24 protein-coding genes are annotated in these 25,957 nt (G+C 71.9%); 17 read left to right on the top strand and 7 right to left on the bottom strand.

Features of this window, described 5'->3' with window-relative positions:
* Positions 1-15: 15 nt before the first annotated feature.
* Positions 16-990 carry a zinc-binding dehydrogenase gene (locus OG965_RS20015; RefSeq protein ID WP_371653456.1) on the bottom strand — a complete coding sequence of 325 codons (975 nt, stop codon included), beginning with the start codon at positions 988-990 and terminating at the stop codon, positions 16-18.
* Positions 991-1,101: 111 nt separating this feature from the next.
* Between OG965_RS20015 and OG965_RS20010 the strand changes: the two genes are divergently transcribed.
* The 6 genes from OG965_RS20010 (at position 1,102) to OG965_RS19985 (ending at position 6,225) form a co-directional block, all read left to right on the top strand.
* Entirely contained in the window at positions 1,102-1,710 is a 609-nt protein-coding gene (locus OG965_RS20010; RefSeq protein ID WP_371653455.1) for a TetR family transcriptional regulator, read from the top strand.
* 107 nt (positions 1,711-1,817) lie between these two features.
* Positions 1,818-3,878, top strand: a complete 2,061-nt coding sequence (locus OG965_RS20005; RefSeq protein WP_371653454.1) for an AAA family ATPase — start codon at positions 1,818-1,820, stop codon at positions 3,876-3,878.
* Between the two features lie 136 nt (positions 3,879-4,014).
* Positions 4,015-4,578 (top strand): YceI family protein, encoded by a 564-nt coding sequence (locus OG965_RS20000; RefSeq protein WP_371653453.1) that lies wholly within the window; start codon positions 4,015-4,017, stop codon positions 4,576-4,578.
* A gap of 96 nt (positions 4,579-4,674) precedes the next feature.
* Positions 4,675-5,112, top strand: coding sequence for a helix-turn-helix domain-containing protein (locus OG965_RS19995; RefSeq protein WP_371653452.1), 438 nt, complete (start codon positions 4,675-4,677; stop codon positions 5,110-5,112).
* A gap of 41 nt (positions 5,113-5,153) precedes the next feature.
* A complete protein-coding gene (locus OG965_RS19990) occupies positions 5,154-5,771 on the top strand; it encodes a hypothetical protein (RefSeq protein ID WP_371653451.1) in 618 nt (205 codons plus the stop codon).
* 106 nt (positions 5,772-5,877) lie between these two features.
* The gene (locus tag OG965_RS19985; protein ID WP_371657000.1) at positions 5,878-6,225 is read left to right on the top strand and encodes a DUF2516 family protein; all 348 of its coding nucleotides are present in this window, start codon (positions 5,878-5,880) and stop codon (positions 6,223-6,225) included.
* Between the two features lie 24 nt (positions 6,226-6,249).
* Here OG965_RS19985 and OG965_RS19980 read toward each other — a convergent pair whose 3' ends face one another.
* The 3 genes from OG965_RS19980 to OG965_RS19970 form a co-directional block, all read right to left on the bottom strand.
* The gene (locus OG965_RS19980) at positions 6,250-7,689 is read right to left on the bottom strand and encodes a PP2C family protein-serine/threonine phosphatase (protein WP_371653450.1); all 1,440 of its coding nucleotides are present in this window, start codon (positions 7,687-7,689) and stop codon (positions 6,250-6,252) included.
* A 237-nt stretch (positions 7,690-7,926) separates the two neighbouring features.
* On the bottom strand, positions 7,927-8,943 hold the full coding sequence (locus OG965_RS19975; RefSeq protein ID WP_371656999.1) for an NlpC/P60 family protein: 1,017 nt from the start codon (positions 8,941-8,943) through the stop codon (positions 7,927-7,929).
* Positions 8,944-9,370: 427 nt separating this feature from the next.
* Positions 9,371-10,159, bottom strand: coding sequence for a class I SAM-dependent methyltransferase (locus OG965_RS19970; RefSeq protein ID WP_371653449.1), 789 nt, complete (start codon positions 10,157-10,159; stop codon positions 9,371-9,373).
* A gap of 171 nt (positions 10,160-10,330) precedes the next feature.
* On the opposite strand from OG965_RS19970, the gene mshA reads away from it, so the two are divergent.
* Both mshA and OG965_RS19960 read left to right on the top strand, forming a co-directional pair.
* Positions 10,331-11,674 (top strand): D-inositol-3-phosphate glycosyltransferase, encoded by a 1,344-nt coding sequence (mshA, locus tag OG965_RS19965; protein WP_371653448.1) that lies wholly within the window; start codon positions 10,331-10,333, stop codon positions 11,672-11,674.
* Positions 11,667-12,161, top strand: coding sequence for a YbjN domain-containing protein (locus OG965_RS19960; RefSeq protein ID WP_371653447.1), 495 nt, complete (start codon positions 11,667-11,669; stop codon positions 12,159-12,161). The genes mshA and OG965_RS19960 overlap by 8 nt, the downstream gene beginning before the upstream one ends.
* Before the next feature lie 465 nt (positions 12,162-12,626).
* Here OG965_RS19960 and OG965_RS19955 read toward each other — a convergent pair whose 3' ends face one another.
* Positions 12,627-13,919, bottom strand: coding sequence for an MDR family MFS transporter (locus OG965_RS19955; protein ID WP_371653446.1), 1,293 nt, complete (start codon positions 13,917-13,919; stop codon positions 12,627-12,629).
* Positions 13,920-14,140: 221 nt separating this feature from the next.
* Between OG965_RS19955 and OG965_RS19950 the strand changes: the two genes are divergently transcribed.
* Positions 14,141-14,899 carry a phosphoglyceromutase gene (locus OG965_RS19950; RefSeq protein WP_371653445.1) on the top strand — a complete coding sequence of 253 codons (759 nt, stop codon included), beginning with the start codon at positions 14,141-14,143 and terminating at the stop codon, positions 14,897-14,899.
* Positions 14,900-15,234: 335 nt separating this feature from the next.
* Here the strand turns inward: OG965_RS19950 and phoU are convergent, their stop codons facing one another.
* On the bottom strand, positions 15,235-15,912 hold the full coding sequence (gene phoU, locus OG965_RS19945; protein ID WP_371653444.1) for a phosphate signaling complex protein PhoU: 678 nt from the start codon (positions 15,910-15,912) through the stop codon (positions 15,235-15,237).
* Between the two features lie 225 nt (positions 15,913-16,137).
* Between phoU and OG965_RS19940 the strand changes: the two genes are divergently transcribed.
* Both OG965_RS19940 and OG965_RS19935 read left to right on the top strand, forming a co-directional pair.
* On the top strand, positions 16,138-17,415 hold the full coding sequence (locus OG965_RS19940) for a sensor histidine kinase (protein ID WP_371653443.1): 1,278 nt from the start codon (positions 16,138-16,140) through the stop codon (positions 17,413-17,415).
* Positions 17,412-18,092 (top strand): response regulator transcription factor, encoded by a 681-nt coding sequence (locus OG965_RS19935; RefSeq protein ID WP_017242433.1) that lies wholly within the window; start codon positions 17,412-17,414, stop codon positions 18,090-18,092. The genes OG965_RS19940 and OG965_RS19935 overlap by 4 nt, the downstream gene beginning before the upstream one ends.
* Positions 18,093-18,168: 76 nt before the next feature.
* Here the strand turns inward: OG965_RS19935 and OG965_RS19930 are convergent, their stop codons facing one another.
* Positions 18,169-18,849: a DUF461 domain-containing protein gene (locus OG965_RS19930; RefSeq protein WP_371653442.1), complete on the bottom strand. Its 681-nt coding sequence runs from the start codon at positions 18,847-18,849 to the stop codon at positions 18,169-18,171.
* Between the two features lie 629 nt (positions 18,850-19,478).
* Here OG965_RS19930 and OG965_RS19925 point away from each other — a divergent pair.
* The 6 genes from OG965_RS19925 (at position 19,479) to OG965_RS19900 (ending at position 25,712) form a co-directional block, all read left to right on the top strand.
* Positions 19,479-19,961 (top strand): CarD family transcriptional regulator, encoded by a 483-nt coding sequence (locus tag OG965_RS19925; RefSeq protein ID WP_003953493.1) that lies wholly within the window; start codon positions 19,479-19,481, stop codon positions 19,959-19,961.
* A gap of 246 nt (positions 19,962-20,207) precedes the next feature.
* The gene (ispD, locus tag OG965_RS19920) at positions 20,208-20,945 is read left to right on the top strand and encodes a 2-C-methyl-D-erythritol 4-phosphate cytidylyltransferase (protein WP_371653441.1); all 738 of its coding nucleotides are present in this window, start codon (positions 20,208-20,210) and stop codon (positions 20,943-20,945) included.
* Positions 20,935-21,453: a 2-C-methyl-D-erythritol 2,4-cyclodiphosphate synthase gene (ispF, locus tag OG965_RS19915; protein WP_371653440.1), complete on the top strand. Its 519-nt coding sequence runs from the start codon at positions 20,935-20,937 to the stop codon at positions 21,451-21,453. The genes ispD and ispF overlap by 11 nt, the downstream gene beginning before the upstream one ends.
* Positions 21,454-21,599: 146 nt before the next feature.
* Complete coding sequence (gene cysS / locus OG965_RS19910) at positions 21,600-22,997, top strand: cysteine--tRNA ligase (protein WP_371653439.1); 1,398 nt, start codon at positions 21,600-21,602, stop codon at positions 22,995-22,997.
* 119 nt (positions 22,998-23,116) lie between these two features.
* Positions 23,117-24,076, top strand: a complete 960-nt coding sequence (gene rlmB / locus OG965_RS19905) for a 23S rRNA (guanosine(2251)-2'-O)-methyltransferase RlmB (RefSeq protein WP_371653438.1) — start codon at positions 23,117-23,119, stop codon at positions 24,074-24,076.
* A 103-nt stretch (positions 24,077-24,179) separates the two neighbouring features.
* Positions 24,180-25,712 carry a DoxX family protein gene (locus OG965_RS19900; protein ID WP_371653437.1) on the top strand — a complete coding sequence of 511 codons (1,533 nt, stop codon included), beginning with the start codon at positions 24,180-24,182 and terminating at the stop codon, positions 25,710-25,712.
* Positions 25,713-25,957: the final 245 nt, after the last annotated feature.

Raw genomic sequence — 25,957 nt, 5'->3', positions numbered from 1 at the left:
AGTTTCCCCGTGCCCCTAGACGCTCAACAAAACCTTCCCCACCACCGCCCGCCCCTCAATAGCCGCATGCGCCTCCCCCGCCCGCTCCAGCGGGTACACCGCCCCGATCACCGTGCGCAGGCGCCCCGCGGCGGCCTCCTCCAGGGCGCGGGTTGCCAAGGTCACGCGGCGCGCAGGGGTGAGTTGGACGTCCGCGATCCCCAGCACCGTGATCGAGCGGCGGTCGGCCTCGTCGGTCGGGACCGCGGCGAAGCCGTGGCCCGTGGGGGCGCCGTGGGCCGAGAAGCGGCCGCCGGTCGCCGTCAACGGGAACGCCGCCGCGCCCAACGCCCCACCCACTCCGTCCAGGACCACGTCCGCGCCCGGGCCGCCGAGCGCCTCGGCGGCGTGGCGGGGCCAGTCGGGGGACGCCGCGTCCACCACCACGTGCGCGCCCAACTCCCGTACCAGGAACACCTTTTCGGCGCCCCGCGCCACCCCCACCACTCGCGCGCCCCGCGCCCGAGCCAGCTGCACCAGGAGCGTGCCCATGCCCCCCGACGCCCCCGTGATCAGGACCGTCTCGCCCGCCTTCAGGGTCGTGAGGTCGAGGAGGGCCAGTGCGGTCACGGCGTCGTGGACCAGGGCCGCCGCCTCGCGCAGGCCGAGGCCGTCGGGGACCGGGACGAGGTGGTCGACGGGGACGGCGGCCAGCGAGGCGTAGCTGCCGGGCTCGACTGCGGCGATCACCCGGCGCCCCGCCCACACCGCCGGGTCGACCTCCGCGCCGGTCGAGGCCACCGTGCCGGAGACACCGCCGCCGGGCACGTACGGCGGCTTGACGTCGAAGTACTCCCCGAACGCCCCCGCCCGTATCTGCGTCTGCACGAAGAGCGTGTCGATGTGGTCGACCGCGACGATCACCTCGTCGGGCCCGGCCACCGGGTCCGGCAGCTCCGCCGGAACCAGTACCTCCGGGCCGCCGAACTCCTCCACTTGTGTCACGCGCATGCCGATCACCCATCCCCGTCGTGTGCGAAAACGTTCTTGATCGGAGTCTTTTTCCTCAAGTGGGGTTGAGGTCAAGTGCCCCTCCCGCAGCCTCCCCGTACCCTCACCCCCATGGGCTTGCGGGAGCAGAAGAAGCAGCAGACGTACCAGGCCGTCTCGGACGTGGCGATCGCCCTGTTCCTGGAGAAGGGCTTCGACAATGTGCCGGTCGCGGAGGTGGCCGCCGCCGCCGGGATCTCCAAGCCGACTCTCTTCCGCTACTTCCCGGCCAAGGAGGACCTGGCCCTGCACCGGTTCTCCGACCATGAGGACGAGGCCGCCCGGGTGGTCGCGCAGGGGCGCACGGAGGGGCTCGCGCCGCTCCCCGCCCTGCGCCGCCACTTCCTGGCCGGGCTCGACGGCCGCGACCCGGTGACGGGGCTGAACGACGACCCGCGGGTCCGCGCGTACCACGGGCTGCTCTACGGGACGCCGAGCCTGGTGGCGCGGCTGTTCTCGTACCAGGGCCGCGCCGAGGGCGCGCTCGCGGCGGCCCTGGGCGCGGACATCGGCGCGCGCCTCGCCGCCGGCCAGATCATCGCCGTACAGCGGATCCTCGCGGACGAGAACTGGCGGCGGATCCAGGCCGGTGAGAGCGCCGAGGCGGTGCACGGGGACGCGATCGTGGCCGCCGAGGAGGCGTTCGCGCAGCTGAGGGACGGGCTCGGACGTTACGCCTGACAAGGCCCCAAGGCCCCGCTGACAAGAGCCCAAGCCCCCGAGACCCCCCACTCTCCGATTTCGTTACTGAGTAAAGAATGTAACCGAGTTGCGTTACGCTGGATCCCATGACGCCACTCGACCGCGAACTCAGTCAGGAACGGACCTACCACGAAGCCTGCCGCGCGGCCCTGACCGGCATGGTCGAGGGTGCGGACGTCCGGGTCGTGATCGGTGAGAACGCGTTCGCCTCCGGCGCGGACGCCGAAGTGCTCGGCTATCAACTGCGCAGCTGGGCCAAGGAGTTGCGGCAGGAGCCGGACAGTCCGCTGTTCTTCGGGCGGCTCGACTTCGAGGGCGGTGGGGCGTCCGGCGACCACGCCGGGCAGCGCTACTACATCGGCCGCCGCCGCATCAGCGAGCACCCCTCGGCGCCGCCGCTGGTCGTCGACTGGCGGGCGCCCGTCTCGCGGACCTTCTACCAGGCCGGGGCCCGCGACCCGCTGGGTGTCGCCGTCCGCCGCCGCTTCGGCTGGGCCCCGGGCAGCCTCGGCGCCCCCGAGGACCTCACGAGCATGGAGGACGAGCGGCTGGGGGCCGGGCACAACGACGAGCAGAACGGCGCCCCCGGCGGCATCCTCGCCGCCGAGATCGAGCGCCCCCGCGTCGGCCCCATGCGCGACATCGCCGCCACCATCCAGCCCGAGCAGGACGACCTCGTACGCTCCGAGCTCGGCCGGTCCCTCTGCGTCCAGGGCGCCCCCGGCACCGGCAAGACGGCCGTCGGGCTGCACCGGGCCGCGTATCTGCTCTACACCTATCCGCAGCGCATCCAGCGCGGCGGCCTCCTGGTCCTCGGCCCCAACCGGACCTTCCTCCACTACATCGCCCAGGTTCTGCCCGCCCTCGGCGAGATCGACATCCGGCAGTCGACGGTCGACGACGAGGTCGCGCGCGGGCCCGTCCGGGCGGTCGACGACGCGGCCGCGGCGGCCGTCAAGCACGACGCCCGGATGGCGCGGGTGCTGCACCGGGCGCTCTACGCGCGCGTGGACGACCCGGCCGGGCGGTACGAGCCGGTCGAGGTGCCCGACGGCTCGTACCGCTGGCGGGTGACCGGCGGCGAGCTGGCGAAGATCGTCGAGGAGGTACGGGCCGAGGCGCCCCCGTACGCCGTGGGCCGCGAGCGGGTCCGCAGCCGGGCCGTCCGCGTCATCCAGCTGGAGGCCGAGCGCCGGGCCGGGCCGATGAACAACACCTGGCTGCAACGGATTTCACGGGCCCGCCCGGTCTCCGCGTTCGTGGACGCGGCCTGGCCGAAGGTCACGCCCGAGGAGGTCCTGGCGGCGCTCTTCACCGACCCGGACGCGCTGGCGGCGGCCGCCGACGGCGTGCTCGGCGCCGAGGAGCAGAAGCGGCTGCTGTGGAGCCGGGCGCCGCGCTCGTACAAGTCGGCCAAGTGGTCGGCGGCCGACCAGGTCCTGCTCGACGAGCTCGCGGGACTGGTCGAACGCCCGCAGGGATACGGCCACATCGTCGTCGACGAGGCGCAGGACCTCTCCCCGATGCAGTGCCGGGCCGTCGCCCGCCGCTCCGGCTTCGGCTCGCTGACCGTGCTCGGCGACCTGGCGCAGGGCACCACCCCGTGGGCGGCCCGCGACTGGCCCGAGCACCTGGCGCACCTGGGCAAGCCGGATGCCCCGGTGGTCCCGCTGACGACCGGCTTCCGGGTCCCGGCGGCGATCGTGGCCCTGGCGAACGGGCTGCTCGGGGCGCTCGACGTCGCCGTACCGCCGTCCCGCTCGCTGCGCCGGGACGGCGAACTGGCGCTGCGGCGCGTCGAGGACGTGCGGTCCGCGCTCGTGGACTCCGTACGGGCGGCGCTCGCGCGAGAGGGCTCGGTGGGCGTGATCGCGTCCGACGCGGACGTGCCGGAGCTGCGCGCGGCCCTCGCGGCGGCGGGCGTGGCGACGGCGGAGGCGGACGACCTGACGGCGGCGGCCCGGGTGACGGTGCTGCCCGCGACGGTGGCGAAGGGCCTGGAGTACGACCATGTGGTGGCCGTGGAGCCGGCCGCGATCGCGGAGGCGGAGGAGCGGGGGCTGCACCGGCTGTACGTGGTGCTGACGAGGGCGGTGTCCCGGCTGGAGGTCCTGCACAGCAGGCCGCTGCCGGACGCGCTCGGTTGAGGGTGTTCAACATCCCTGCGGGATAAGGCAGTTGGGTGCGCGAGGGACGCCGACTCACTATGTTGTGGAGGGTTCAAGCAAGGCTCGGCACACACGACACCTGTCCGCTCACGCCTTCTGGGGGGCCTCACCCGTCATGACCACTTCTCCTGAGCCGACCGCCACGGCCGCCACGCTGCCCGGATACACCCCGGGCACCTGGGTCATCGACCCGGTCCACACCGAAATCGCTTTCGCCGTACGTCACTTGGGCGTCGCCAACGTACGCGGCCGGTTCGACGAATTCAGCGGCGAGATCGTACTCGCCGAGAACCCGCTGGAGTCGTCGGTGGTCGCGACGATCCAGGTCGCGTCCGTCTCCACGGCGCACGAACAGCGTGACAACCACATACGGTCGGAGGAGTTCCTGCACGCGGCGGAGTTCCCCGAGATGACCTTCCGCTCGACGGGGATCCGTGCGGGCGAGGGCGACGGCTTCCTGGCCGACGGCGAACTGACCGTCCACGGCGTCACCTGCCCCGTCACTCTCGAACTGGAGCTGCTCGGCTTCGGCAAGGGCTACCAGGACCGCCCGGTCGCGGGCTTCACCGCCACCACCCAGATCAGCCGCAAGGCCTTCGGGGTGACGGGCGGCGCGACGGGCGCGATGCTCGGCGACGCGATCAAGATCACGCTGGATGTCGAGGCGGCCCTGGCCTGAGGGGGCGCGCCGCATCGGGGGCGCACCGACGTGGCGCTGCACACTATTGCAAGCACCTGCTTGCAATAGTTAGCAGGGAAGGGGCAGTATCGAGGCATGGCATCACTCAACGTCGGCAATCTCGGCGGGTTCCTGCGCGAGCAGCGGCGTAACGCCCAGCTCTCGTTGCGGCAGCTCGCGGATGCCGCCGGGGTGTCCAATCCGTATCTGAGCCAGATCGAGCGCGGGCTGCGCAAGCCGAGCGCGGACATCCTGCAGCAGCTCGCCAAGGCGCTGCGGATCTCCGCCGAGACGCTGTACGTGCAGGCCGGGATCCTCGACGAACGGGCGCCGGAAGCGGCCGGGACACGGAGTGTCATCCTCGCCGACCCCTCGCTCGACGAGCGGCAGAAGCAGGTGCTGATCCAGATCTACGAGTCCTTCCGCAAGGAGAACGGGCTCGACGCGGACGCACCTGCTTCGGCCGCGAGCCGGGACAAGGGCCGGGGCGAGGACGACGGCACGGGCGATGCCCCATCGGCTCCCAAGAGCTGAGCCACGTACTGATCGACGTACTGATCCGGGAGGAAACCAGCATGGCCGTCACCGATGAGCTGCGTAACGCCCTGACCGACCCCAAGCCCCTCTTCTTCGTCGCCGGCGCGCTCGACCTCGGCGCCAAGCAGGCCGCGAAGGTCCCGGAGAAGATCCCGGTGCTTGTCGAGCGGATCCAGACCGAGGTCCCGGCGCGGATCGAGGCCGTGCGCAAGACCGACCCCAAGGTCGTCCAGGACAAGGTCGTCGCCCAGGCCAAGGAGGCCCAGGCCGCCGTCACCGCGAAGGTGAACGAGGTCGTCGGCGCGCTCGACGGCGATGTGAAGAAGCTGGGCGACTCCGTCCAGCACCTCGCCCTCCAGGCGGTCGGCTTCGCCGCCGAGTCCCTGGTCAAGGCCCGTGAGGGGTACGACAAGGTGGCCGAGCGCGGCCAGGAGGTCGTCAAGGAGTGGCGCGGCGAGGCCGCCGAGGAGATCTTGGAGGTCGCCGAGGCCGTCGAGCCGGACCCGGAGCCCGCTGCCGAGGCCCCGGCCGCCGACTCCGCCGAGCCGTCCGACGCGTCCGCCTCCGCCGAGGCCAAGCCCGCGCCCGCCAAGAAGGCGACCGCGCGCAAGAGCACGGCCAAGAAGACCACGACCTCGGCCAAGACCTCGGAGTGAGCGGGTGCCGTCGCGGCGGCGGGCACCTTTTCGGTGTCCGCCTCGTTTGACGGGTACCTTGGCCGCGTAGGAGCGATTCCGGGAAAGGTGGTGGACGACCGTGCTGATGCAGGGATTCACGGGGTTCATGTGGCTGCTGAGTACAGCCCTGACCGCATTGAGTCTGTTCGCGCTCGTGGATGCGGCCCTCCGCCGCGAGGACGCGTTCCGTGCGGTGGACAAGCAGACCAAGCCGTTCTGGCTGATCATCCTGGCCATCGCGCTGCTGGTCAGCGTGCTGTTCCCGCTGCTCTCGTTCCTGCCGGTCATCGGCGCGGTGGCGGTGATCGTCTACATCGTGGACGTCCGCCCGGCGGTGCGCCAGATCGGCGGCGGGCGCGGGCGCGGGCGCGGCGGCCGCAGCGGCGGATCGAGCAGCGACGGTCCGTACGGGCCGTACAACGGCGGCCGCTAGCGCGTCCGTTCGCGTACGTACGGGTCAGTCGCCCGGCCGTGCCCTTTCGAGCAGCAACACCGCCACATCGTCGGTGAGTTCACCGCCGTTGAGCTCGCGGGCCTCGGTGACCGCCGCCTCCAGGAGTGACTCGCCGCGCAGGCCCGTCGTCAGCAGACGGTTGACCATGTCGGTCATGCCTTCCTGGCCCAGGCGCTGGTTGCCGACGCCGGTGCGGCCCTCGATCAGACCGTCCGTGTACATCAACAGGCTCCACGCCTCGCCCAGTTCGACCCGGCGGCGCGGCCAGCGGGTCTGGGGGAGCAGCCCGAGCGCCGGGCCCCCGCTCTCGTACGCGAGCAGGCTCGCGGGGCTGCCCGGGCGGGCGATCAGCGGGGCCGGGTGGCCCGCCAGGCTCAGTTCGGCGCGCCGGCCGTCCGGGGCGATGTCGACCGTGCAGAGCGTCGCGAAGATCTCGTCGCCGTCGCGCTCGTGCTCCAGGACCTGCTGAAGGGTCGTCAGGAGCGCGTCGCCGCACAGGCCCGCCAGCGTCAACGTCCGCCAGGCGATGCGGAGTTCGACCCCGAGGGCGGCTTCGTCGGGGCCGTGGCCGCAGACGTCGCCGATCATCGCGTGGACGGTGCCGTCGGGGGTGCGGACCGTGTCGTAGAAGTCGCCGCCGAGCAGGGCGCGGGACCGGCCCGGCCGGTAGCGGGCGGCGAACCGCAGGTCGGAGCCGTCCAGGAGCGGCGTCGGGAGCAGCCCGCGCTCCAGGCGGGCGTTCTCCTGGGCGCGCAGCCGTGACTCCGCGAGCTTGTACTGCGCCGTGTCGGCGCGCTTGCGCTCCACCGCGTACCGGATGGCCCGGCTCAGCAGTCTGCCGTCCAGCTCGTCGCGGAAGAGGTAGTCCTGCGCGCCGACGCGGACGGCCTCGGCGGCGCGTTCGGCGTGGGTGGAGGCGGTGAGGGCGAGGACCGCGTGCCGGGGCGCGAGCCGCAGCAGGTGCCGCAGCGCGGCGAGCTCGTCGTCGGGGTCGCGGCCGGGCAGCGCGAGGTCGAGCAGGATGCAGTTCACGTCATCGGTGAGCAGCCGCTCGGCCTCGGTGAGATTGCGCGCGGTACGGATCCGCACCCGGGTCCCGGCGGTGTGCAGCAGCTCGGAGACGGTGAAGGGGCCGCCGGGGTCGTCCTCGATGACGAGGAGGTTGAGGGCGGCGGTCGCGGCTGCCTGCGGCGCGGTGCCGTGGGGAGCCACCTCCAGCCCCGTGCCGCTCGTACCGGGCGCACCCGGCGCCGTCGGCACGACCGCTCCACCCGCGCCCGCGAGGGCATCGGGACCGCCGGCGCCCACCAGTCCGTCGGGCACACGCGTCCCCGGAAGGCCGGCGGACGGGGTCAGGGGGCCCGGGGCAGCAGGGGCGACCGGGGCCGGTTCGCCCGGTCCCGGCGGGGGCGTGCGAGGGGACCACATATGCGGTGCGGGCATTCCGGTCTCCCTCCTCCCGAGGGCGCGCCGCGGAACGCCGGGCTGCGTTGCCGCCAGTCCCGGACCCTAGCGTCAGTGGACCGCGCAGCGGAATGGCGTTCGGTGACTGTTCGGCAAATGGCTCATGGCATATGCCACATGCCGCACTTGTCCGGGCGCATGACGCCTCACGCGCCCGGGTGCAGGCCCTCCGCCGCCCGGGTGACCGACGTCTCACCGGTCCGGGTGGCCGACGTCTCACCTGTCCGGGCGGACGACTCCCAGGATCGGCATCGTGCCCGCACCCGCGACCGTCACGTTCCGCCCCGGCCGGGGGGCGTGCACGATCGCGCCGTCGCCGACGTACATCCCGACGTGCGTCGCGTCCGAGAAGTAGATGATGAGATCGCCCGGGCGCATGTCCTTGACGGCGACATGCGGCAGCTGCGCCCACTGCTCCTGCGAGGTGCGCGGAATGCCCGTGCCCGCCGCCAGCCACGCCTGGGAGGTCAGGCCCGAGCAGTCGTACGACTTCGGCCCCTCCGCTCCCCATAGGTACGGCTTGCCGATCTGGTCGGTCGCGAACTTGACCGCCTTGCGGCCCTGCTCGCTCGCCCTGCCGTTGATCTCCTTCAATATCCCCGAACTGAGCCATTCCGTCTGCGCCTTGTACTGCTGCTGCCGTTCCAGCTCCGCCAGCCGCTCGCGCTCCTTCGCCTCCAGCTGGGACTCCAGCTTCTCGGCGGCCGCGATCTTGCCGGTGATCTCCTTCTTGGCGGTCTCCTTCTTGACCCGGTTCGCCTCCAGCTTCCTCCACTGGGCGGAGGCGTCCTTCGAGTACTGCGCCAAGTCCTGTTGCGTACGGTTCAGTTCGGCCAGCATCCCCTGGTTGGCCTGCTGGCCCTGGCGCAGCCGGTCGGCGCCGTCCAGGAAGCCGTCCGGGTTGCCGCTGAGCATCATCTGCGCGCCGAGCGGCAGCCCGCCCGTGCGGTACTGCAGCCGGGCCGCCGCCCCCGCCTGGTCCTTCAGGCGCTTGATCCGCTCCTCGCCCTTGACGATCTCCTGGGCGATCTTCACGATCTCGGCGGACTGGAGCTTGGTCTGCTCCTGGGCCTGGTTGTACGCCTCGGTCGCGACCGCCGCCTGCCGGTAGAGCTCGTCTATCTCCTTGCGCACGTCGTCGAGGTTCTTCGACGACACCGGCGGGGCCGGGGGAGCGGTCGACGTGGTCGGGTCCGGCTTCGGATTCGGCGCGGCGAACGCCGTGGCCGGCATCGCGAGCACGGTCAAGGCGCACACCACGGTGATCGCGGTGGCCAAGCGGCGCGGCTGCACTAAATCTCCCCCTCCGGACAACCGGACTACACCAGGCAAAAACGGTAAGTGATTTACCGTCAGTAACATTCTGGCAACGTCGTGATGGTGCCATGCCGTCCCCCAAAACGACAGGGGCGGACGGCAGCTCACGGGTCACCCCCCGCGTGTGGGACGAACGGCAGGCGCAGTGCGTTCCCTTCGACGCCGACCGACCCAGGTATTCACCCGTGCGAGGTCAGCCGACTCCGAAAGCCGCCCGTCAAGCCGCCCGTCAAGCCGCCCGGCAAGTCACCCGTCCTGCCGCCCCGTCGGCCCGGGTTCACCGCGGTCCTCACCCCCGCCTTCACCCCCATGGCGCCGCCTTCACCCCCCCATGGCGCCAGCTTCACCCCCGTGGCGCCAGCGCCTCCCACTCCACCGTGACCTCCCCCTGCCGCCACCGCCGCGGCCCGTCCCGCAGTGGCCAGTCCGCCGCCAGGTCCCGGACCGCCCGGATCCACCGCTGCCGCGCGCCCAGCGAGGCGTACGGGGCCGCCGCCGCCCACGCCCGGTCGAAGTCGCGCAGGAACGCGTGGACCGGCTCGCCCGGCACGTTCCGGTGGATCAGCGCCTTCGGCAGCCGCTCGGCCAGGTCGGAGGGGCGCTCCAGGGAGCCGAGCCGGGTCGCGAACGTCACCGTGCGCGGGCCAGACGCGTCGAGCGCCACCCACACGTGCCGCCGCCCGATCTCGTCGCAGGTGCCCTCGACCAGCAGCCCGCCCTCCGCGAGCCGCCCGCACAGCCGCGCCCACACCGCCGCGACCTCGCCCTCCTCGTACTGCCGCAGCACGTTGGCCGCCCGGATCAGCAGCGGCGGATGGGGCAGCGGCACCTCGAAGCCGCCGTGCAGGAAGGTGAGGCCCTCTCTCTCGTACGGCTTCGCGGCCGCGACCCGGGCGGGCTCGATCTCGATCCCCACCACCGACACGGCGGGCGCGGCGGTCCGCAGCCGCTGCAGCAGCTCGACGGCCGTCCAGGGGGCCGCCCCGTACCCCAGGTCCACCGCGACCGGCGCGTCGGCGCGGCGCAGCGCGGGCCCGTGGACCTCGGCGATCCAGCGGTCCATGCGGCGCAGCCGATTGGGATTGGTGGTGCCGCGCGTGACGGTGCCGACGGGTCGCTTGGGTGGAGCCATACGACGAGGGTAGGCGCCCCTGGTGAGAGGTGGTGGCGGGCAAGTTTTCGGCAAAAGTGCGGGGAAGCGGAAATGAAAGGAAGGGTTCCGGTGGTTACCGCTCATTGAGGGTGCGTACGTGCCCTCCGCAAGCCATGCCCCGCCCTGCCCCCCGGCCGAGAGGACGTCGACGTGAGCCAGTACGTGTCCCGGTTCACCGGCACCCTGGCGGGGCCGCCCCGGCTCAGGCTCCCCGGGGGCCACCGCAGGCCGCGGCGGATCGCCATGCTCAGCGTCCACACCTCCCCGCTGCACCAGCCGGGCACCGGTGACGCGGGCGGGATGAACGTCTACATCGTGGAGCTCGCCAAGCGGCTCGCCGCGATCAACATCGAGGTCGAGATCTTCACCCGGGCGACGACGGGCGGGCTCGCCCCGACCGTGGAGATGGCGCCCGGGGTCCTGGTCCGGCACGTCGACGCGGGGCCGTACGAGGGCCTGGCCAAGGAGGAGCTGCCGGCCCAGCTGTGCGCCTTCACCCACGGCGTGATGCAGGCCTGGGCGGGCCACCGGCCCGGCCACTACGACCTGGTCCACTCCCACTACTGGCTCTCCGGCCACGTCGGCTGGCTCGCCGCCGAGCGCTGGGGCGTCCCCCTCGTCCATGCCATGCACACCATGGCCAAGGTCAAGAACGCCGCGCTCGCCGACGGCGACACGCCCGAGCCCGCGGCCCGGGTGATCGGCGAGACGCAGATCGTCAACGCGGCGGACCGGCTGATCGCCAACACCGCCGAGGAGGCCGACGAGCTCGTCCGCTTCTACGACGCCGACCCCGGCAAGGTCGCGGTCGTCCACCCCGGCGTGAACCTGGACCGCTTCCGCCCCGCCGACGGCCGGGCGGCGGCCCGGGCCCGGCTCGGCCTGCCGCAGGACGCCGTGATCCCGCTCTTCGCGGGCCGCATCCAGCCGCTGAAGGCGCCCGACATCCTGCTCCGGGCGGTGGCGGTGCTGCTCACCGAGAACCCGTCGCTGCGCTCGCGGCTGGTGGTCCCGGTGATCGGCGGCCCGTCGGGCAGCGGTCTGGCCAAGCCGGAGGGGCTGCACAAGCTGGCGGCCCGGCTCGGCATCTCGGACGTGGTCCGGTTCCACCCGCCGGTGGGCCAGGACCGGCTCGCGGACTGGTTCCGGGCGGCGTCGGTGCTGGTCATGCCCTCGTACAGCGAGTCCTTCGGACTGGTGGCGATCGAGGCGCAGGCGGCGGGGACGCCGGTGGTGGCGGCGGCGGTCGGCGGCCTGCCGGTCGCGGTGCGGTCCGGCGAGACCGGCTTCCTGATCCCCGGCCACGACCCCGGCGACTACGCGCGCGCCCTGCGCCGCTTCCTGGACGACCCGTCGCTGGCGGACCGGATGGGCGCGGCGGCCGCCCGGCACGCCCAGTCCTTCGGCTGGGGGACGGCCGCGTCGGCCACGGCGGACGTCTACACCGCCGCGATGCACGAACACCGCCGTCGCGTACGCTCGCACCATGGCTGACGCACTGGCTGTGATCGACGCGTACCTCAAGGACGCCGAGCTGGAGTGGGAGTCCCCTGAACCGGGCTCGTACGTGGTGAAGCTGCCGGGCACGCGGAAGCTGTCCACGACGTGCTCGCTGCGGGTCGGCCGCCACTCGTTGTCGGTCAACGCGTTCGTGGTCCGCCACCCCGACGAGAACGACGCGGGCGTCCACCGCTGGCTCCTGGAGCGCAACCTCCGCCTCTACGGGGTGGGTTACGCGGTCGACAACCTCGGAGACGTCTACCTGGCGGGCAAGTTCCCGCTCTCCTCGATCACCCCCGAGGAACTGGACCGGCTCCTGGGCACGGTCCTGGAGGAGGCGGACGGCTCCTTCAACACCCTCCTGGAACTGGGCTTCGCGTCGGCGATCCGGCGGGAGTACGAGTGGAGGGTGTCGCGTGGGGAGTCGACCCGAAACCTGGACGCGTTCACGACGCTGACGCAACGCCCACACCGGGATTAGCCCCACCCCGCCCGTTCCCCTAAACCCTCCGGGGGTGGGTGGGGGGTGAGGTGGTTTCCCGGGGGCTACGCCCCCGGACCCCCTTTTGCGGGGCCTGCGGCCCCTGCACCCCGCTTCGGGGCTCCGCCCCGGACTCCGTTCGTCTGCGGGTTGGCTGTGGCTGGTCGCGCAGTTCCCCGCGCCCCTGAAGGGGCCCGCCCCTCGCACGCCGGAGGGGCTGACTTTCGTGCCGCCTGGGCTGGAGTTACCTAAGGGGCGCGGGGAACGGCGCGACCAGCTACACACAGCCCGCAGACAAACACCGGGCCGAGAAGGGGCGCGGGGAACTGCGCGACCAGCCCCCACCGAACCCGCAGACAAACAGGGGGTCCGGGGGCGCAGCCCCAGGTAAGCGAGCCTCCGCCCCCACCCACCCCCGGAGGGTTTAGGGAAGGGGCGGGGCGGGGGGCAAAAAACCTGGCGGAGTCACGCCGTCGTCTTCGCGCGCCGCTCCACCACACCACCCACCACGACATCCTCCCCATCCCCCAGCCCCAACCCCCGCATCAGCAGCCAATAACCCCCCGCCGCCACACTCCCCAGCACCGCACAAGCCCCCCACAACCAGTCCGCCCCGAAGTGGTCGACGGCGAAGCCCGACATCAGGGGGGCCACCAGCGCCGCCACCGACCAGGACATCGTGTACACGCCCTGGTAGCGGCCCCGCCCGTGGACGGGGGAGAGGCGTACCACCAGACCCGTCTGGGTGGGCGAGTTGACGATCTCGGCGAGGGTCCAGACGCAGATCGTCAGCGCGTACACGGCCACCGAACCGGCGAACGCGGTGAGCCCGAACCCGTACCCCGCCAGCAGCGACGACACGATCAGCAGCCGGCGTGGGTCGCGGTGCTCGATGGCCCGCGTGACGGGGATCTGGAGGGCGACGATCAGTACGCCGTTGACCGCCATCGCCATGCCGAAGTCCGCGCTGGAGAAGCCGTCCGCGCCCATGGCGACCGGCAGGCCCACGTAACCCTGTTGGAAGATCAGGGAGATGAGGAAGGAGAGGCCGACGACGCCCATGAAGCGGCCGTCGCGGAACACCGTCCCGAGGCCGACCTCCGGCTCCGGTGCCGACGCCGTGCCCGTCCCCCGCCCGCGCGACTTGCCCGTCGCGACCCGCTCCGGCCGCGACTCCGGCAGCTTCAGGAAGACCAGCACCGCGCACGTCAGGGTCAGCGCCGCCTCGCCGAGGAAGCCCGCCAGATAGCTGTGCTGTGCGACGAAGCCGGCGCCCGCCGCCGAGACCGCGAACCCGAGGTTGATCGCCCAGTAGTTGAGCGAGAACGCCCGCATCCGGTCCTCGGGCTTCACGATGTCCGCCATCATCGCCTGGACGGCCGGGCGCGAGGCGTTGGACGCCATGCCGACCAGGAAGGCGACGGCGACGATCGCCGCCGGGTCGGTCATGAAGCCGAGCAGTGCCACCGAGAAGGCGGTCGCCGTCTGGGCGGCCATCATCGTGGGGCGGCGGCCGAGCCGGTCGGTCAGGACGCCCGCGCCGAGGGAGGAGATCACGCCGCCCAGGCCGTGCAGGGAGACCACCAGGCCCGCGTACGAGGCCGAGTAGCCGCGCTCGTGGGTCAGGTAGAGGGTCATGAACGTGGCGACGAACGCCCCGAGTCGGTTGATCAGCGTGCTCGTCCACAGCCACCAGAACTCCCGGGGCAGACCCGAGACGCTCTCTCGTGCGGCGCGTCTGAGACTGGCGACGGACATCGGTTTCCCCCCGGAACGGCAAGCTGGCTACGAGCGCCCGCCACACCCACGCGGCGCACAGCCGTGTAAGTGGTGCTGGCAATAGCCGCAACTTACGATCCAGCGGCTCTCACCCGCTACTCAATTGACGCCGTCCGTCAATCGTCCACGTGCCGAGACGCTCCCGGCACCTTGCTCCCCGCGCGCGCGAGGGCTCGCGAACGTCGATTACGCTCGGACGCATGGCCGACGCACCGTACAAGCTGATCCTCCTCCGCCACGGCGAGAGCGAGTGGAACGAGAAGAACCTGTTCACCGGGTGGGTGGACGTCAACCTCACGCCCAAGGGCGAGAAGGAGGCGGCGCGCGGCGGTGAGCTGCTCAAGGACGCCGGCCTGCTCCCCGACGTGCTGCACACCTCCCTCCAGAGGCGTGCCATCCGCACCGCCCAGCTCGCGCTGGAGTCCGCGGACCGCCACTGGATCCCGGTGCACCGCAGCTGGCGCCTGAACGAGCGGCACTACGGCGCGCTCCAGGGCAAGGACAAGGCGCAGACGCTCGCCGAGTTCGGCGAGGAGCAGTTCATGCTGTGGCGCCGCTCGTACGACACCCCGCCGCCGGAGCTCGCGGACGGCACCGAGTTCTCGCAGTCCGACGACGCGCGTTACGCCTCCATCCCGCCGGAGCTGCGCCCGCGCACCGAGTGCCTCAAGGACGTCGTCGTCCGCATGCTGCCGTACTGGTACGACGGCATCGTCCCGGACCTGCTCGCGGGCCGCACCGTGCTGGTCGCCGCCCACGGCAACTCGCTGCGCGCGCTGGTCAAGCACCTCGACGGCATCTCGGACGCCGACATCGCGGGCCTGAACATCCCGACCGGCATCCCGCTCGTCTACGAGCTCGACGCCGACTTCAAGCCCGTCAAGCCGGGCGGCACCTACCTCGACCCGGACGCGGCCGCCGCCGCGATCGAGGCGGTCAAGAACCAGGGCAAGAAGTAAGCCTTACGTACGTATACGTACGAGAGGGGCCCGTCCGGATTCCGGGCGGGCCCCTCTCGTATACGTGTCAGCCGCAGCCGCCGCCGCACTGGCACGAGCCGCCCGATTGGCAGCCGCAGCTGCAGCCGGGGCCGCACTGGCAGCCGGAGGCGTTCGGAGTCGGGGTCTCGGTCATGGTCCCTCCCGGGGTTGGGGGTACGCGTACCTCACCCCCATTGGATGCCCACCGGGGCGGGCGCATCAACGGCGCGCGCCACCATGTTCGCGCGCCCCCGCGCTCCAAGGCGCCGGCCGCACCCCGCGCTCCGAGCCGCCCCGCGCGCCCGTGACGCCCGCTACGCGCCCTCGACCTGCGCCGGCTGCTGGAGCTCGTCCGCGTGCTCGCCGGTGACCAGGTACACGACCCGCTTGGCGACTGAGACCGCGTGGTCCGCGAACCGCTCGTAGTAGCGGCCGAGCAGCGTCACGTCGACGGCCGTCTCGATGCCGTGCTTCCAGCGGTCGTCCATCAGGTGCTGGAAGAGCGTGCGGTGCAGCAGGTCCATCTCGTCGTCGTCCTGCTCCAGCTGGAGGGCCAGGTCGACGTCCTTGGTGATGATCACCTCGGCGGCCTTCGCCATCAGGCGCTGGGCCAGCTGGCCCATCTCCAGGATGGTGGCGTGCAGGTCGTGCGGGACCGCCCGCTGCGGGTAGCGCAGCCGGGTCAGCTTGGCGACGTGCTGGGCCAGGTCGCCCGAGCGCTCCAGGTCGGCGCTCATCCTCAGGGACGTCACGACGATGCGGAGATCCGTCGCGACGGGCTGCTGGCGGGCCAGCAGGGCTATCGCCCGCGCCTCCAGGTCGTGCTGCAGATCGTCGACCTTCTGGTCGGCGGCGATCACACTCTCGGCGAGCTTGAGATCGGCGTCGAGCATGGCCGTCGTGGCGCGCCCGATCGCCGACCCGACAAGGCGGGCCATCTCGACCAGGCCCTCGCCGATCGAGTCAAGTTCCTCGTGGTACGCGTCCCGCATGGGTGTCCCTCTTTCAATGACTCCGGGCAATGACTCCGGAAAGTGACTCCGGGGGAGGCAGGGGATGTCGTGACCCCCACGCTCCCACGTTCCGTCGGTTACGCGTCCGATTCGGCCACACCAAGTGAACCAGCACTATCACCATGGTGAACTCTGGGCGACGAACGTTCGAGCAGGCACCCGGATGGCTGGGAGAGTGTCGGTGCGCCCGCATAACCTGGATGCATGGACGTGAACGCGGCGGTCGCCGCAGCTGCAGCGATCGCCGGGTTGTGCACCGGCGTCATCGCCATGCTGGCGTTCCGCTGGAGCGAGCGCGACCAGGCGCGGCCCACCCGGACATCCCTGCACACGGACGCGGTCCTGCCGCCCGGCGTGGACACCGTGCTGTCGGTGCTCCGCTCCTCGGCGGTGGTGCTCGACGAGAGCGACTCGGTGGTCAAGGCCAGCTCCGCGGCGTACGCACTGGGGCTTGTCAGGGGCGGAAAGCTGGCCGTGGAGCCGATGCTCCACATGGCCCGCGACACCCGCCGCGACGGTGAGATACGGCAGGTGGAGCTGGATCTGCCGCGCCGGGGCACCGGCCGGGGCGAGGCCCTCGCGGTCTCCGCCCGGGTCGCCCCCCTCGGCTCCCGCCTCGTACTGCTCCTGGTCGAGGACCTGACCGAGGCCAGGCGCATCGAGGCGGTCCGGCGCGACTTCGTCGCCAACGTCAGCCATGAGCTCAAGACGCCGGTCGGCGCGCTCTCCCTGCTCTCCGAGGCCGTCATGGACGCCTCGGACGACCCCGAGGCGATCACCCGCTTCGCGGGCCGGATGCAGATCGAGGCCAACCGGCTGACCAATCTGGTCCAGGAGCTCATCGACCTGTCCCGGGTGCAGAACGACGACCCGCTGGAGGACGCCGAGCCGGTCCGGGTCGACGAGCTGGTGGCCGAGGCCATCGACCGCTCCCGCCACCCCGCGTCCACCAAGCAGATCACGATGGCCGCGGGCGGCACGGCGGATCTGTACGTCTGGGGCAACCGGGGCCAGCTCGCCGCCGCGCTCGGCAACCTCGTCGAGAACGCGGTCAACTACTCCCCGGCCAGGACCAGGGTCGGCATCGCGGGCCGCCGCGTCGCCGCGCCCGGCGGGGACCTGATCGAGATAGCCGTGACCGACCAGGGCATCGGCATCTCGGAGAAGGACCGGGAGCGCGTCTTCGAGCGGTTCTACCGCGTCGACCCGGCCCGCTCCCGCGCCACCGGTGGTACGGGCCTGGGCCTGGCCATCGTCAAGCACGTGGCCGCCTCGCACGGCGGGGAGGTCACCGTCTGGAGCTCCGAGGGACAGGGCTCCACCTTCACCCTGAGGCTGCCGGAGGCCGGCGCCGTACGGGACCGCGCCGCACCCGACCCCGCAGGCCCGGACGACGACGCCGTCGACGAGCCGCCGTACGACACCTTCCCCACCGCGCACGACTCCACCACTGTGCCCCATGCCCCGGAGGTCCTTCCGTGACCCGAGTGCTCGTCGTCGAGGACGAGGAATCGTTCAGCGACGCCCTGTCCTACATGCTCCGCAAAGAGGGCTTCGAGGTCGCCGTGGCGGCCACCGGGCCCGACGGGCTGGACGAGTTCGAGCGCAACGGCGCCGACCTCGTGCTGCTCGACCTGATGCTGCCGGGGCTGCCCGGCACGGAGGTCTGCCGCCAGCTGCGCGGCCGCTCCAACGTCCCGGTGATCATGGTCACCGCCAAGGACAGCGAGATCGACAAGGTCGTGGGCCTCGAAATAGGAGCCGACGACTACGTGACCAAGCCCTTCTCGTCCCGTGAGCTCGTCGCCCGCATCCGCGCGGTGCTGCGCCGCCGGGGCGAGCCGGAGGAGGTCACCCCGGCGGCCCTGGAGGCCGGCCCGGTCCGCATGGACGTGGACCGCCACGTGGTCACCGTCTCCGGCGGCAAGGTCGACCTGCCGCTGAAGGAGTTCGACCTGCTGGAGATGCTGCTGCGCAACGCGGGCCGCGTGCTGACCCGTATGCAGCTGATCGACAGAGTCTGGGGCGCGGACTACGTCGGCGACACCAAGACCCTCGACGTCCACGTCAAGCGCCTCCGCGCCAAGATCGAGCCGGACCCGGGCGCGCCCCGCTACCTCGTCACGGTGCGAGGCCTGGGCTACAAGTTCGAGCCGTAAACCGGCGGACATACGCGGACATACGAGGAGGGGCCCCGGACATCGTCCGGGGCCCCTCCTCGTACAGCTGCGTACGTCAGTGACCCGCACCCGTGCTCGCCGTGCCCGACGGCTTGCCGCCCTTGGCGGGGGTGTGCGACGGCTTGCCCGAGGGCTTGCCGCTCGCCGGGGCGCCCGGCGCGGTGGAGGCGCCCGGCGACGTGCTCGCGCCCGGCTCGCCCGGCGCCACCGGAGGCTTGGGGGCCGCGCTGGGCCCGTAGCCCTCGAAGTAGCTGGTCGACGGGACCACGAACGCGCGCAGCGTCACGTCGCCGGTCTTGCTCAGCTGGAAGGTGACGGGCTGGGCGTCGCCGTTCTTGGCGGCCTCCTTGCCGTTCTCGACGACGGCGGACGCGTTGTCCTTGCCGCCGAGGATCAGCGAGCCGTGCGCGGGCACGGTGAGGCCGCTCTGGCCCTTGCCGGGGGAGAGCTTCACGGTGGCGCCCGAGGCCGCCAGCTTGACCGCGTCGAGCGTCTGCGGCTTGTCGCCGTTGTTGAACACGGTCGCCGTGATCACGGCGGGCCCGGCCGCGTCGGCCTTGGGCTGCGTGAGGACGGTCGCGTTCTGGATCTTGATGTCACCCACCTTGACGGCGGCGTTGTCCGGCTTCACTTCGAGCGTCTGCGCGTCGTTGCCCGCCGAGCATGCGGCGAGAGAGGCGAGCGAGAACGCGATGGCAGAGGCGGCGAGGGCGCCGCGTCGAAGGCTGCGGCTCACGGCGGCGGCAACTCCTTGGACGTAAGGACATCTAAAGGACGGCTAAGTCTGTGTCAGCTGGCTTAGGTTACCGAGCCGTCCCCGCGAGCCCGCACCCGACCCGCCCCTCGGCGCGGGTCCGCCGCGCCCGGACCCGTGCGCCGTTCCCCCCGCATCCGCCGAGCGCGCTCCCAGAACCCTCCCCAGAACCCCCGTGAGACGTCCGCACCCGCTCTGATCTCGGTGTTTCGCGCGCCGTTCACATATCGCCGGTGATCAATTCTCCGGACCGCCACGTATTCCTTACCGAAAACCCCCGGCCCGGGTCCGTTGATCAATTCACGAAAAGGGCCCCGCTCACTCCGAACGGGTGACCGATCACCGAACGGAGCAGTGGAAGTTCACCGCTTGGAACCCGACAAAACGGGATGTTCAGACCAGTTGAGGGGGGTTGCGGAGAGTGTGGCGGGCATGTTTCCCTGCCCCCGAACAGCCGCTCCGACCTGCGAATACCCCCTCCCGTGAGCCCTCCGCAGCACGTTCCTGTTGCTGTTGTCAAGCCCCGAGATATGCCCTGACCTGCGAAAACGCCATTCAGAACAGGCTGTTCTCGTGTTACCCTGGATAGCCACGGAAGGGGTACCTGTCACATGACGTTCAAGGTTGGCGACACCGTGGTCTATCCCCATCACGGGGCCGCGCTGATCGAGGCCATCGAAACTCGCCAGATCAAAGGCGTGGACAAGACCTACTTGGTGCTCAAGGTCGCCCAGGGCGACTTGACGGTGCGCGTGCCCGCGGACAATGCGGAGTTCGTAGGCGTACGCGATGTGGTCGGGCAGGACGGGCTGGACCGGGTCTTCGAGGTGCTTCGCGCACCGTATGCGGAAGAGCCCACCAACTGGTCCCGTCGCTACAAGGCAAATCTCGAAAAGCTCGCCTCCGGCGATGTCATCAAGGTCGCCGAAGTAGTGCGCGACCTGTGGCGTCGTGAGCGCGAGCGCGGACTCTCCGCAGGTGAGAAGCGCATGCTCGCCAAGGCGCGCCAGATTCTGGTGAGCGAGCTGGCACTCGCTGAGAACACCAACGAAGACAAGGCCGAGGCCCTCCTCGACGAGGTCCTCGCGTCCTGACACTGGTAGGTCCGGGGGCTTCGCCTCCCGGAGGACCAGCATTGCCGCGGTGCCCGCTGACCAGCAGTGATCCTACTGCTGTGTCGCCGGGCGCTGCGGCATGTTCGGACATCATTCGTACGCACGGCACCCGCACCGGCGTGCCGGGCCGGGTGGAGCGCCCGACCGGTCGTCACGGAAGGGGCCGGTCAGGGCGTCGAGCCCAGCTTGCTGAGGCCATACCCATGTCGCCGAAGGACACAAACCTTGTCTGAGGAAACGCGCGTTTTCCGCACCGCCGCCGTGATTCCCGCGGCCGGCCGCGGCGTGCGGCTCGGCCCGGGCGCCCCCAAGGCGCTCCGCACGCTGAACGGCACGCCCATGCTCATCCACGCCGTACGGGCGATGGCCGCCTCCCGCGCCGTCTCGCTCGTCGTCGTCGTGGCCCCGCCCGACGGCGCCACCGAGGTGAAGAACCTGCTGGCCGAGCACGCGCTGCCGGACCGCACCGACTTCGTCGTGGTGCCCGGCGGCGAGACCCGCCAGGAGTCCGTCCGGCTCGGCCTGGACGCGCTGCCGCAGGGCATCGACGTGGTCCTCGTCCACGACGCGGCCCGCCCGCTGGTGCCGGTCGACACCGTCGACGCGGTCATCGAGGCCGTACGGGACGGGGCTCCGGCCGTCGTCCCCGCGCTGCCGCTCGCCGACACCGTCAAGGAGGTCGAGCCGCACGCCGACGGCACCCCCGAGCCGGTGCTCGCCACGCCCGACCGCGCCCGGCTGCGCGCCGTGCAGACCCCGCAGGGCTTCGACCACGCCACCCTGGTGCGCGCCCACGAGAGCGTCACCGGCGACGTCACGGACGACGCGTCCATGGTCGAGCGGCTCGGTCTGAAGGTCGTGGTCGTCCCCGGCCACGAGGAGGCCTTCAAGGTGACCCGCCCGCTGGACCTGGTCCTGGCGGAGGCGGTCCTGGCCCGCAGGAGGGCGAACGATGGCTTCTGAGGCACCCGCCCCGGGCGGCAGCCCGGCATTGGTACTGCCGCAGGTCGGCATCGGCACCGACATCCACGCCTTCGAGGAGGGCCGCGAGCTGTGGTGCGCGGGCCTGCTCTGGGAGGACGAGGGCCCCGGCCTCGCGGGCCACTCCGACGCCGACGTCGTCGCCCACGCCGCCTGCAACGCCCTGTTCTCGGCGGCCGGCCTCGGCGACCTCGGCGCCCACTTCGGCACCGGACGCCCCGAGTGGTCCGGCGCGTCCGGCGTCACGCTGCTCACCGAGGCCGCGCGGATCGTGCGGGACGCGGGCTTCGGCATCGGCAACGTGGCCGTCCAGGTGGTCGGCCCCCGCCCCAAGATCGGCAAGCGGCGCGACGAGGCGCAGAAGGTGCTCTCGGACGCGGTCGGCGCGCCCGTCTCGGTCTCCGGCGCCACCACCGACGGCCTGGGCTTCCCCGGCCGCGGCGACGGCCTCGCCGCGATCGCCACGGCGCTGGTGTACCGGACCGGATGAACATCTTCCGGCGGCGGCCGGAAAAGCTCGACGAATACGCACCGCAAAGCTCGCCGGAAACCCCGCCGGAAAAGCTTCTGTCACACTTCGGTGCCCCGTGGCCCAAGGGTCGCGGGGCACTGCTACGGGCCCACTACCCTGGTGTGGTGACTATTCGCCTGTACGACACCAGCGCCCGGCAGATCCGTGATTTCACCCCGCTCGTGCCGGGCTGTGTCTCGATCTACCTCTGTGGCGCGACCGTGCAGGCCGCCCCGCACATCGGGCACATCAGGTCGGGCCTCAACTTCGACATCGCGCGCCGCTGGTTCGAGTACCGCGGCTACGACGTCACGTTCATCCGCAACGTCACCGACATCGACGACAAGATCATCGCGAAGTCGGCAGAGCAGGGCCGCCCCTGGTGGTCGATCGGATACGAGAACGAGCGCGCCTTCAACGACGGCTACGACGCCCTGGGTTGCCTTCCGCCCACGTACGAGCCGCGCGCGACCGGGCACGTGCCCGAGATGATCGAGATGATGCGCGGCCTGATCGAACGCGGTCACGCGTACGAGGCGGACGGCAGCGTCTACTTCGACGTGCGCTCCTTCCCCGGCTATCTGGAGCTGTCCAACCAGGACATCGACGACCTGCGCCAGCCCGACGAGGGCGTCGCGGGCAAGCGCGACCCCCGCGACTTCGCCATGTGGAAGGCGACCAAGCCGGGCGAGCCCGACTGGGAGACGCCCTGGGGGCGCGGCCGTCCCGGCTGGCACCTGGAGTGCTCGGCGATGGCCCACAAGTACCTGGGCAGCGCCTTCGACATCCACGGCGGCGGGCGCGACCTGATCTTCCCGCACCACGAGAACGAGATCGCCCAGGCCAAGGCGTACGGCGACGAGTTCGCCAAGTACTGGATGCACAACGCCTGGGTCACCATGTCCGGCGAGAAGATGTCCAAGTCGCTGGGCAACTCGGTCCTCGTCTCCGACATGGTCAAGCAGTGGCGCCCGATCGTCCTGCGCTACTACCTGGGCACCCCGCACTACCGCTCGACCATCGAGTACAGCGTGGAGGCCCTGCGCGAGGCCGAGTCGGCGTTCGCGCGCATCGAGGGCTTCGTCCAGCGCGTCGTCGAGAAGGCGGGGGGCGCGGTCGAGCCCGCGGCCGAGGTCCCGCCCGCGTTCGCCGAGGCGATGGACGACGACATGGGCGTCCCGCAGGCCCTCGCGATCGTCCACACCACGGTCCGCCAGGGCAACAGCGCACTGGCCGCCGACGACAAGGAAGCGGCCGTCGCCCGGCTCGCCGAGGTCCGTGCGATGCTCGGCGTCCTCGGCCTGGACCCGCTGGACGCCCACTGGGCGGGCGAGGCCGACCGCGGCGAGGACCTGCACGGGGCCGTCGACACGCTCGTACGGCTGGTGCTCGAACAGCGCGAGGCGGCCCGCGCCCGCAAGGACTGGGCCACCGCGGACGCCATCCGCGACCAGCTGACCCAGTCCGGCCTGGTCATCGAGGACAGCCCCAGCGGCCCCCGCTGGACCCTCGGCCCCCGCTGACGGGGAAGCGCGATGTGCCGCCCGGGCGACTGGGCGGCACACTTCATATACGTACGTACGCAGGACCCACGGACGCCACGACGCCCCGTAGGTCGCAGAATCACGGAAACAGGTAGGTCATGGCCGGGAACAGCCAGCGCAGGAACCGCCGCACGTCCAACAAGAAGGGCGCGACGGTCGGCAGCGGTGGCCAGCGGCGCCGGGGTCTGGAGGGCAAGGGCCCCACGCCGCCCGCGGAGGACCGCAAGAAGCACAAGAAGAACCGCATCGCCACCGCCAAGGCCAAGCAGGCGGCGACCCGCCGCCCGGCCCCGCGCCGCGGCGGCCCCAAGGGCACGTCCGAGATGGTCGTCGGCCGCAACCCGGTCTTCGAGGCGCTGCGCGACGGCGTCCCGGCGACCACGCTGTACGTGCAGCAGTACATCGACAACGACGAGCGGGTGCGCGACGCGCTCCAGCTCGCGGGCGAGCGCGGCAACATCAACCTGATGGAGGCCCCGCGCGCCGAGCTCGACCGGATGACCAACGGGCTCAACCACCAGGGCCTCGTCCTCCAGGTCCCGCCGTACGAGTACGCGCACCCGCAGGACCTCCTGGAGGCGGCGTACGACAACCACGACGAGCCGCTGATCGTCGCCCTCGACGGCGTCACCGACCCGCGCAACCTCGGCGCGATCGTCCGCTCCACCTCCGCCTTCGGCGGCCACGGCGTGGTCGTGCCCGAGCGCCGCGCGGCCGGTATGACGGCCGGCGCCTGGAAGTCCTCGGCGGGCACCGCGGCCCGTACGCCGGTCTCGCGCGTCACCAACCTGACCCGCGCCCTGGAGGAGTACAAGAAGGCCGGTGTCACGATCGTGGGCCTGGCGGCCGACGGTGAGCACACGGTCGAGCAGCTGGAGGCGCTGGGCGGCCCGGTCGTCATCGTCATCGGCAGCGAGGGCAAGGGCCTGGGCCGCCTCGTCGGCGAGACCTGCGACTACCGGGTGCGGATCTCGATGCCGGGCGGCGCCGAGTCGCTGAACGCCGGTGTCGCGGCGGGCATCGTGCTGTACGAGGCGGCGCGCCGCCGCAAGGGCTGACACCCTCGTACGCCTGACGCCCGTCCGGCGTAGGTGATCTTGACGGGCCTCGGACAGATCGGGCCCGTCAAGGCAGTGTCCTAAACCTCCATCACTCGGTTAGATGAGTGTGGACACCAGAACGCCCCGGCCCGGGTTCGACGATCAGCCTGCCCTGAGTATGGTCAAGGTGGACTCGGACCCCGCGCAGGTCATCGTCAACCACGCCAGTTTCCGGGTGCATTTCGCCCCGAAGGCCCAGCCGAAGCGCCTGGCGAGGATGCCGGCCGGGCAGGGGGCGGCCCGCCGCCGGGCTCCGGTGGTGTGGAGCGGCCGGGCGGCGCCCGGGGCGACCGGCCTGCTGCAGGCGGTGCGCGGCCTCGACGCGCCGGGCGCGACGGGCGACGTGGGCGCCACCCAGGTCATCCCGCGCATCGACGAGGACACCATGCCGACGCCGGTCGTGGTGGGCCCGCGCTCGCCGCTCGCGGACTCCGGCGGTGCGGAGACGGCACTGCTCCAGGCGGTCCGCCAGAGCCCGCACGGATACGCCCAAGGGGCGTACGGGGACGGCGACTTCGACGAGTTCGAGCGCGGCTACGAGGGCGACGACTTCGACGGGCCCGACGACTCCGACGCGCGCGGGCAGCGGCACGGCGCGGACCAGGTGCGGCACGCGTACTACCCGGGCCGCCGGATGAACCTCGGCGTGGTCCTCCTCCCGCTGCGCGTCTTCCTCGGCTTCATCTCCGTGTACGCGGGGATGGGCAAGCTCTGCGACCCCGTCTACTTCGACGGCGGCGAGCGCGGCTCGATGATGAAGTGGCTGAACTCGCTGCACCCTTGGGGCCTCGCCGGGCCGCTGCGCGACTTCGCGCTCCAGCATCCGGTCGGGGCGGGCCTGTCGGTGGCCTTCCTCCAGATCGTGGTGGGCGTACTGACCATGATGGGCCTGTGGCAGCGGGTCGCGGCGGTGTTCGGGGCGCTGCTGTCGGCGGCGCTGCTCCTGACGGTGAGCTGGCAGACGGTCCCGGCGTACGACGCGCCGGACTTCATCTACCTCGCCGCCTGGTCCCCCCTGATCACGGCGGGCGCGCCCGTCTACTCGCTGGACGCCCGCCTCGCCGGCGAGGCCTGGCGGCGCCTCGGCCCGCGCTCCACGCTGTGGGAGCTGCGGCGCCGGGTGCTGCGACGGGGCACGGTGATGGCCACGGTCCTGGTCGGCCTGACACTGCTGATCGGCTCGCTGCTCGGCGGGGCGGTCCGCTCCACCGAGATGGTGACGGTCCCGGGCCCCGACTCCGACCCCACCAACTACCTGCCGGGCACCCCGCTGGCGCCCGCGCCGCACGCTCCGCTGGTACGGCGCCCCGGCTCGCCCAAGCCGTCCGTGAGCGGGTCGGCCAAGCCGTCCGCGAAGCCGTCGAAGCGGGCGTCGTCCAAGGCCGTACGGGAGTCCGGGACGGTCGGGGGTGTGCCGAGCCAGACGTCCCAGGGCACGACGGGCCACAAGCCGCCGGTGTCCCGCCACCAGGCGCCGGCGGCGCCGCCGGCGACGAGTTCGGGGCCGACGTCCACGGGTGGGGCGTCGACTCCGTCGGGGGGTACGGGCTCTACGGGGGGTAACCGGAACCCGATCGGTGGGCTGCTGGGCTGACGGGGGTTGTTTCCCCACCCCGCCCCTTCCCTAGACCCTCCGGGGGTGGGAGGGGGCGGAGGTGTTTTCCCGGGGGCTGCGCCCCCGGACCCCTTTTGCGGGGCCTGCGGCCCCTGCACCCCGCTTCGGGGCTCAGCCCCGGACCCCGCTCCTCAAACGCCGGAGGGGCTGGATTTTCCCGGGCCCTGCTCCTTGCGCGCCGGAGGGGCTGATTTTCGTGCCGCCGGGGCTGGAGTTACCTAAGG

The sequence above is a fragment of the Streptomyces sp. NBC_00224 genome (assembly GCF_041435195.1).
Lineage (GTDB): Bacteria > Actinomycetota > Actinomycetes > Streptomycetales > Streptomycetaceae > Streptomyces.
This window is presented reverse-complemented; position numbering and strand designations above follow the sequence as displayed.

Coding starts and splice junctions, on each gene's coding strand:
- OG965_RS19995 (WP_371653452.1), top strand. CDS start 4,675: ATGGCATCACTCAACGTCGGCAATCTCGGCGGGTTCCTGCGCGAGCAG.
- OG965_RS19960 (WP_371653447.1), top strand. CDS start 11,667: ATGGCTGACGCACTGGCTGTGATCGACGCGTACCTCAAGGACGCCGAG.
- OG965_RS20005 (WP_371653454.1), top strand. CDS start 1,818: ATGACGCCACTCGACCGCGAACTCAGTCAGGAACGGACCTACCACGAA.
- ispF (WP_371653440.1), top strand. CDS start 20,935: ATGGCTTCTGAGGCACCCGCCCCGGGCGGCAGCCCGGCATTGGTACTG.
- OG965_RS19940 (WP_371653443.1), top strand. CDS start 16,138: ATGGACGTGAACGCGGCGGTCGCCGCAGCTGCAGCGATCGCCGGGTTG.
- OG965_RS19950 (WP_371653445.1), top strand. CDS start 14,141: ATGGCCGACGCACCGTACAAGCTGATCCTCCTCCGCCACGGCGAGAGC.
- OG965_RS19925 (WP_003953493.1), top strand. CDS start 19,479: ATGACGTTCAAGGTTGGCGACACCGTGGTCTATCCCCATCACGGGGCC.
- OG965_RS19990 (WP_371653451.1), top strand. CDS start 5,154: ATGGCCGTCACCGATGAGCTGCGTAACGCCCTGACCGACCCCAAGCCC.
- OG965_RS19955 (WP_371653446.1), bottom strand. CDS start 13,919: ATGTCCGTCGCCAGTCTCAGACGCGCCGCACGAGAGAGCGTCTCGGGT.
- OG965_RS20000 (WP_371653453.1), top strand. CDS start 4,015: ATGACCACTTCTCCTGAGCCGACCGCCACGGCCGCCACGCTGCCCGGA.
- OG965_RS19970 (WP_371653449.1), bottom strand. CDS start 10,159: ATGGCTCCACCCAAGCGACCCGTCGGCACCGTCACGCGCGGCACCACC.
- OG965_RS19985 (WP_371657000.1), top strand. CDS start 5,878: ATGCAGGGATTCACGGGGTTCATGTGGCTGCTGAGTACAGCCCTGACC.
- OG965_RS19975 (WP_371656999.1), bottom strand. CDS start 8,943: ATGCCGGCCACGGCGTTCGCCGCGCCGAATCCGAAGCCGGACCCGACC.
- phoU (WP_371653444.1), bottom strand. CDS start 15,912: ATGCGGGACGCGTACCACGAGGAACTTGACTCGATCGGCGAGGGCCTG.
- rlmB (WP_371653438.1), top strand. CDS start 23,117: ATGGCCGGGAACAGCCAGCGCAGGAACCGCCGCACGTCCAACAAGAAG.
- OG965_RS19980 (WP_371653450.1), bottom strand. CDS start 7,689: ATGCCCGCACCGCATATGTGGTCCCCTCGCACGCCCCCGCCGGGACCG.
- OG965_RS19900 (WP_371653437.1), top strand. CDS start 24,180: ATGAGTGTGGACACCAGAACGCCCCGGCCCGGGTTCGACGATCAGCCT.
- OG965_RS20015 (WP_371653456.1), bottom strand. CDS start 990: ATGCGCGTGACACAAGTGGAGGAGTTCGGCGGCCCGGAGGTACTGGTT.
- OG965_RS20010 (WP_371653455.1), top strand. CDS start 1,102: ATGGGCTTGCGGGAGCAGAAGAAGCAGCAGACGTACCAGGCCGTCTCG.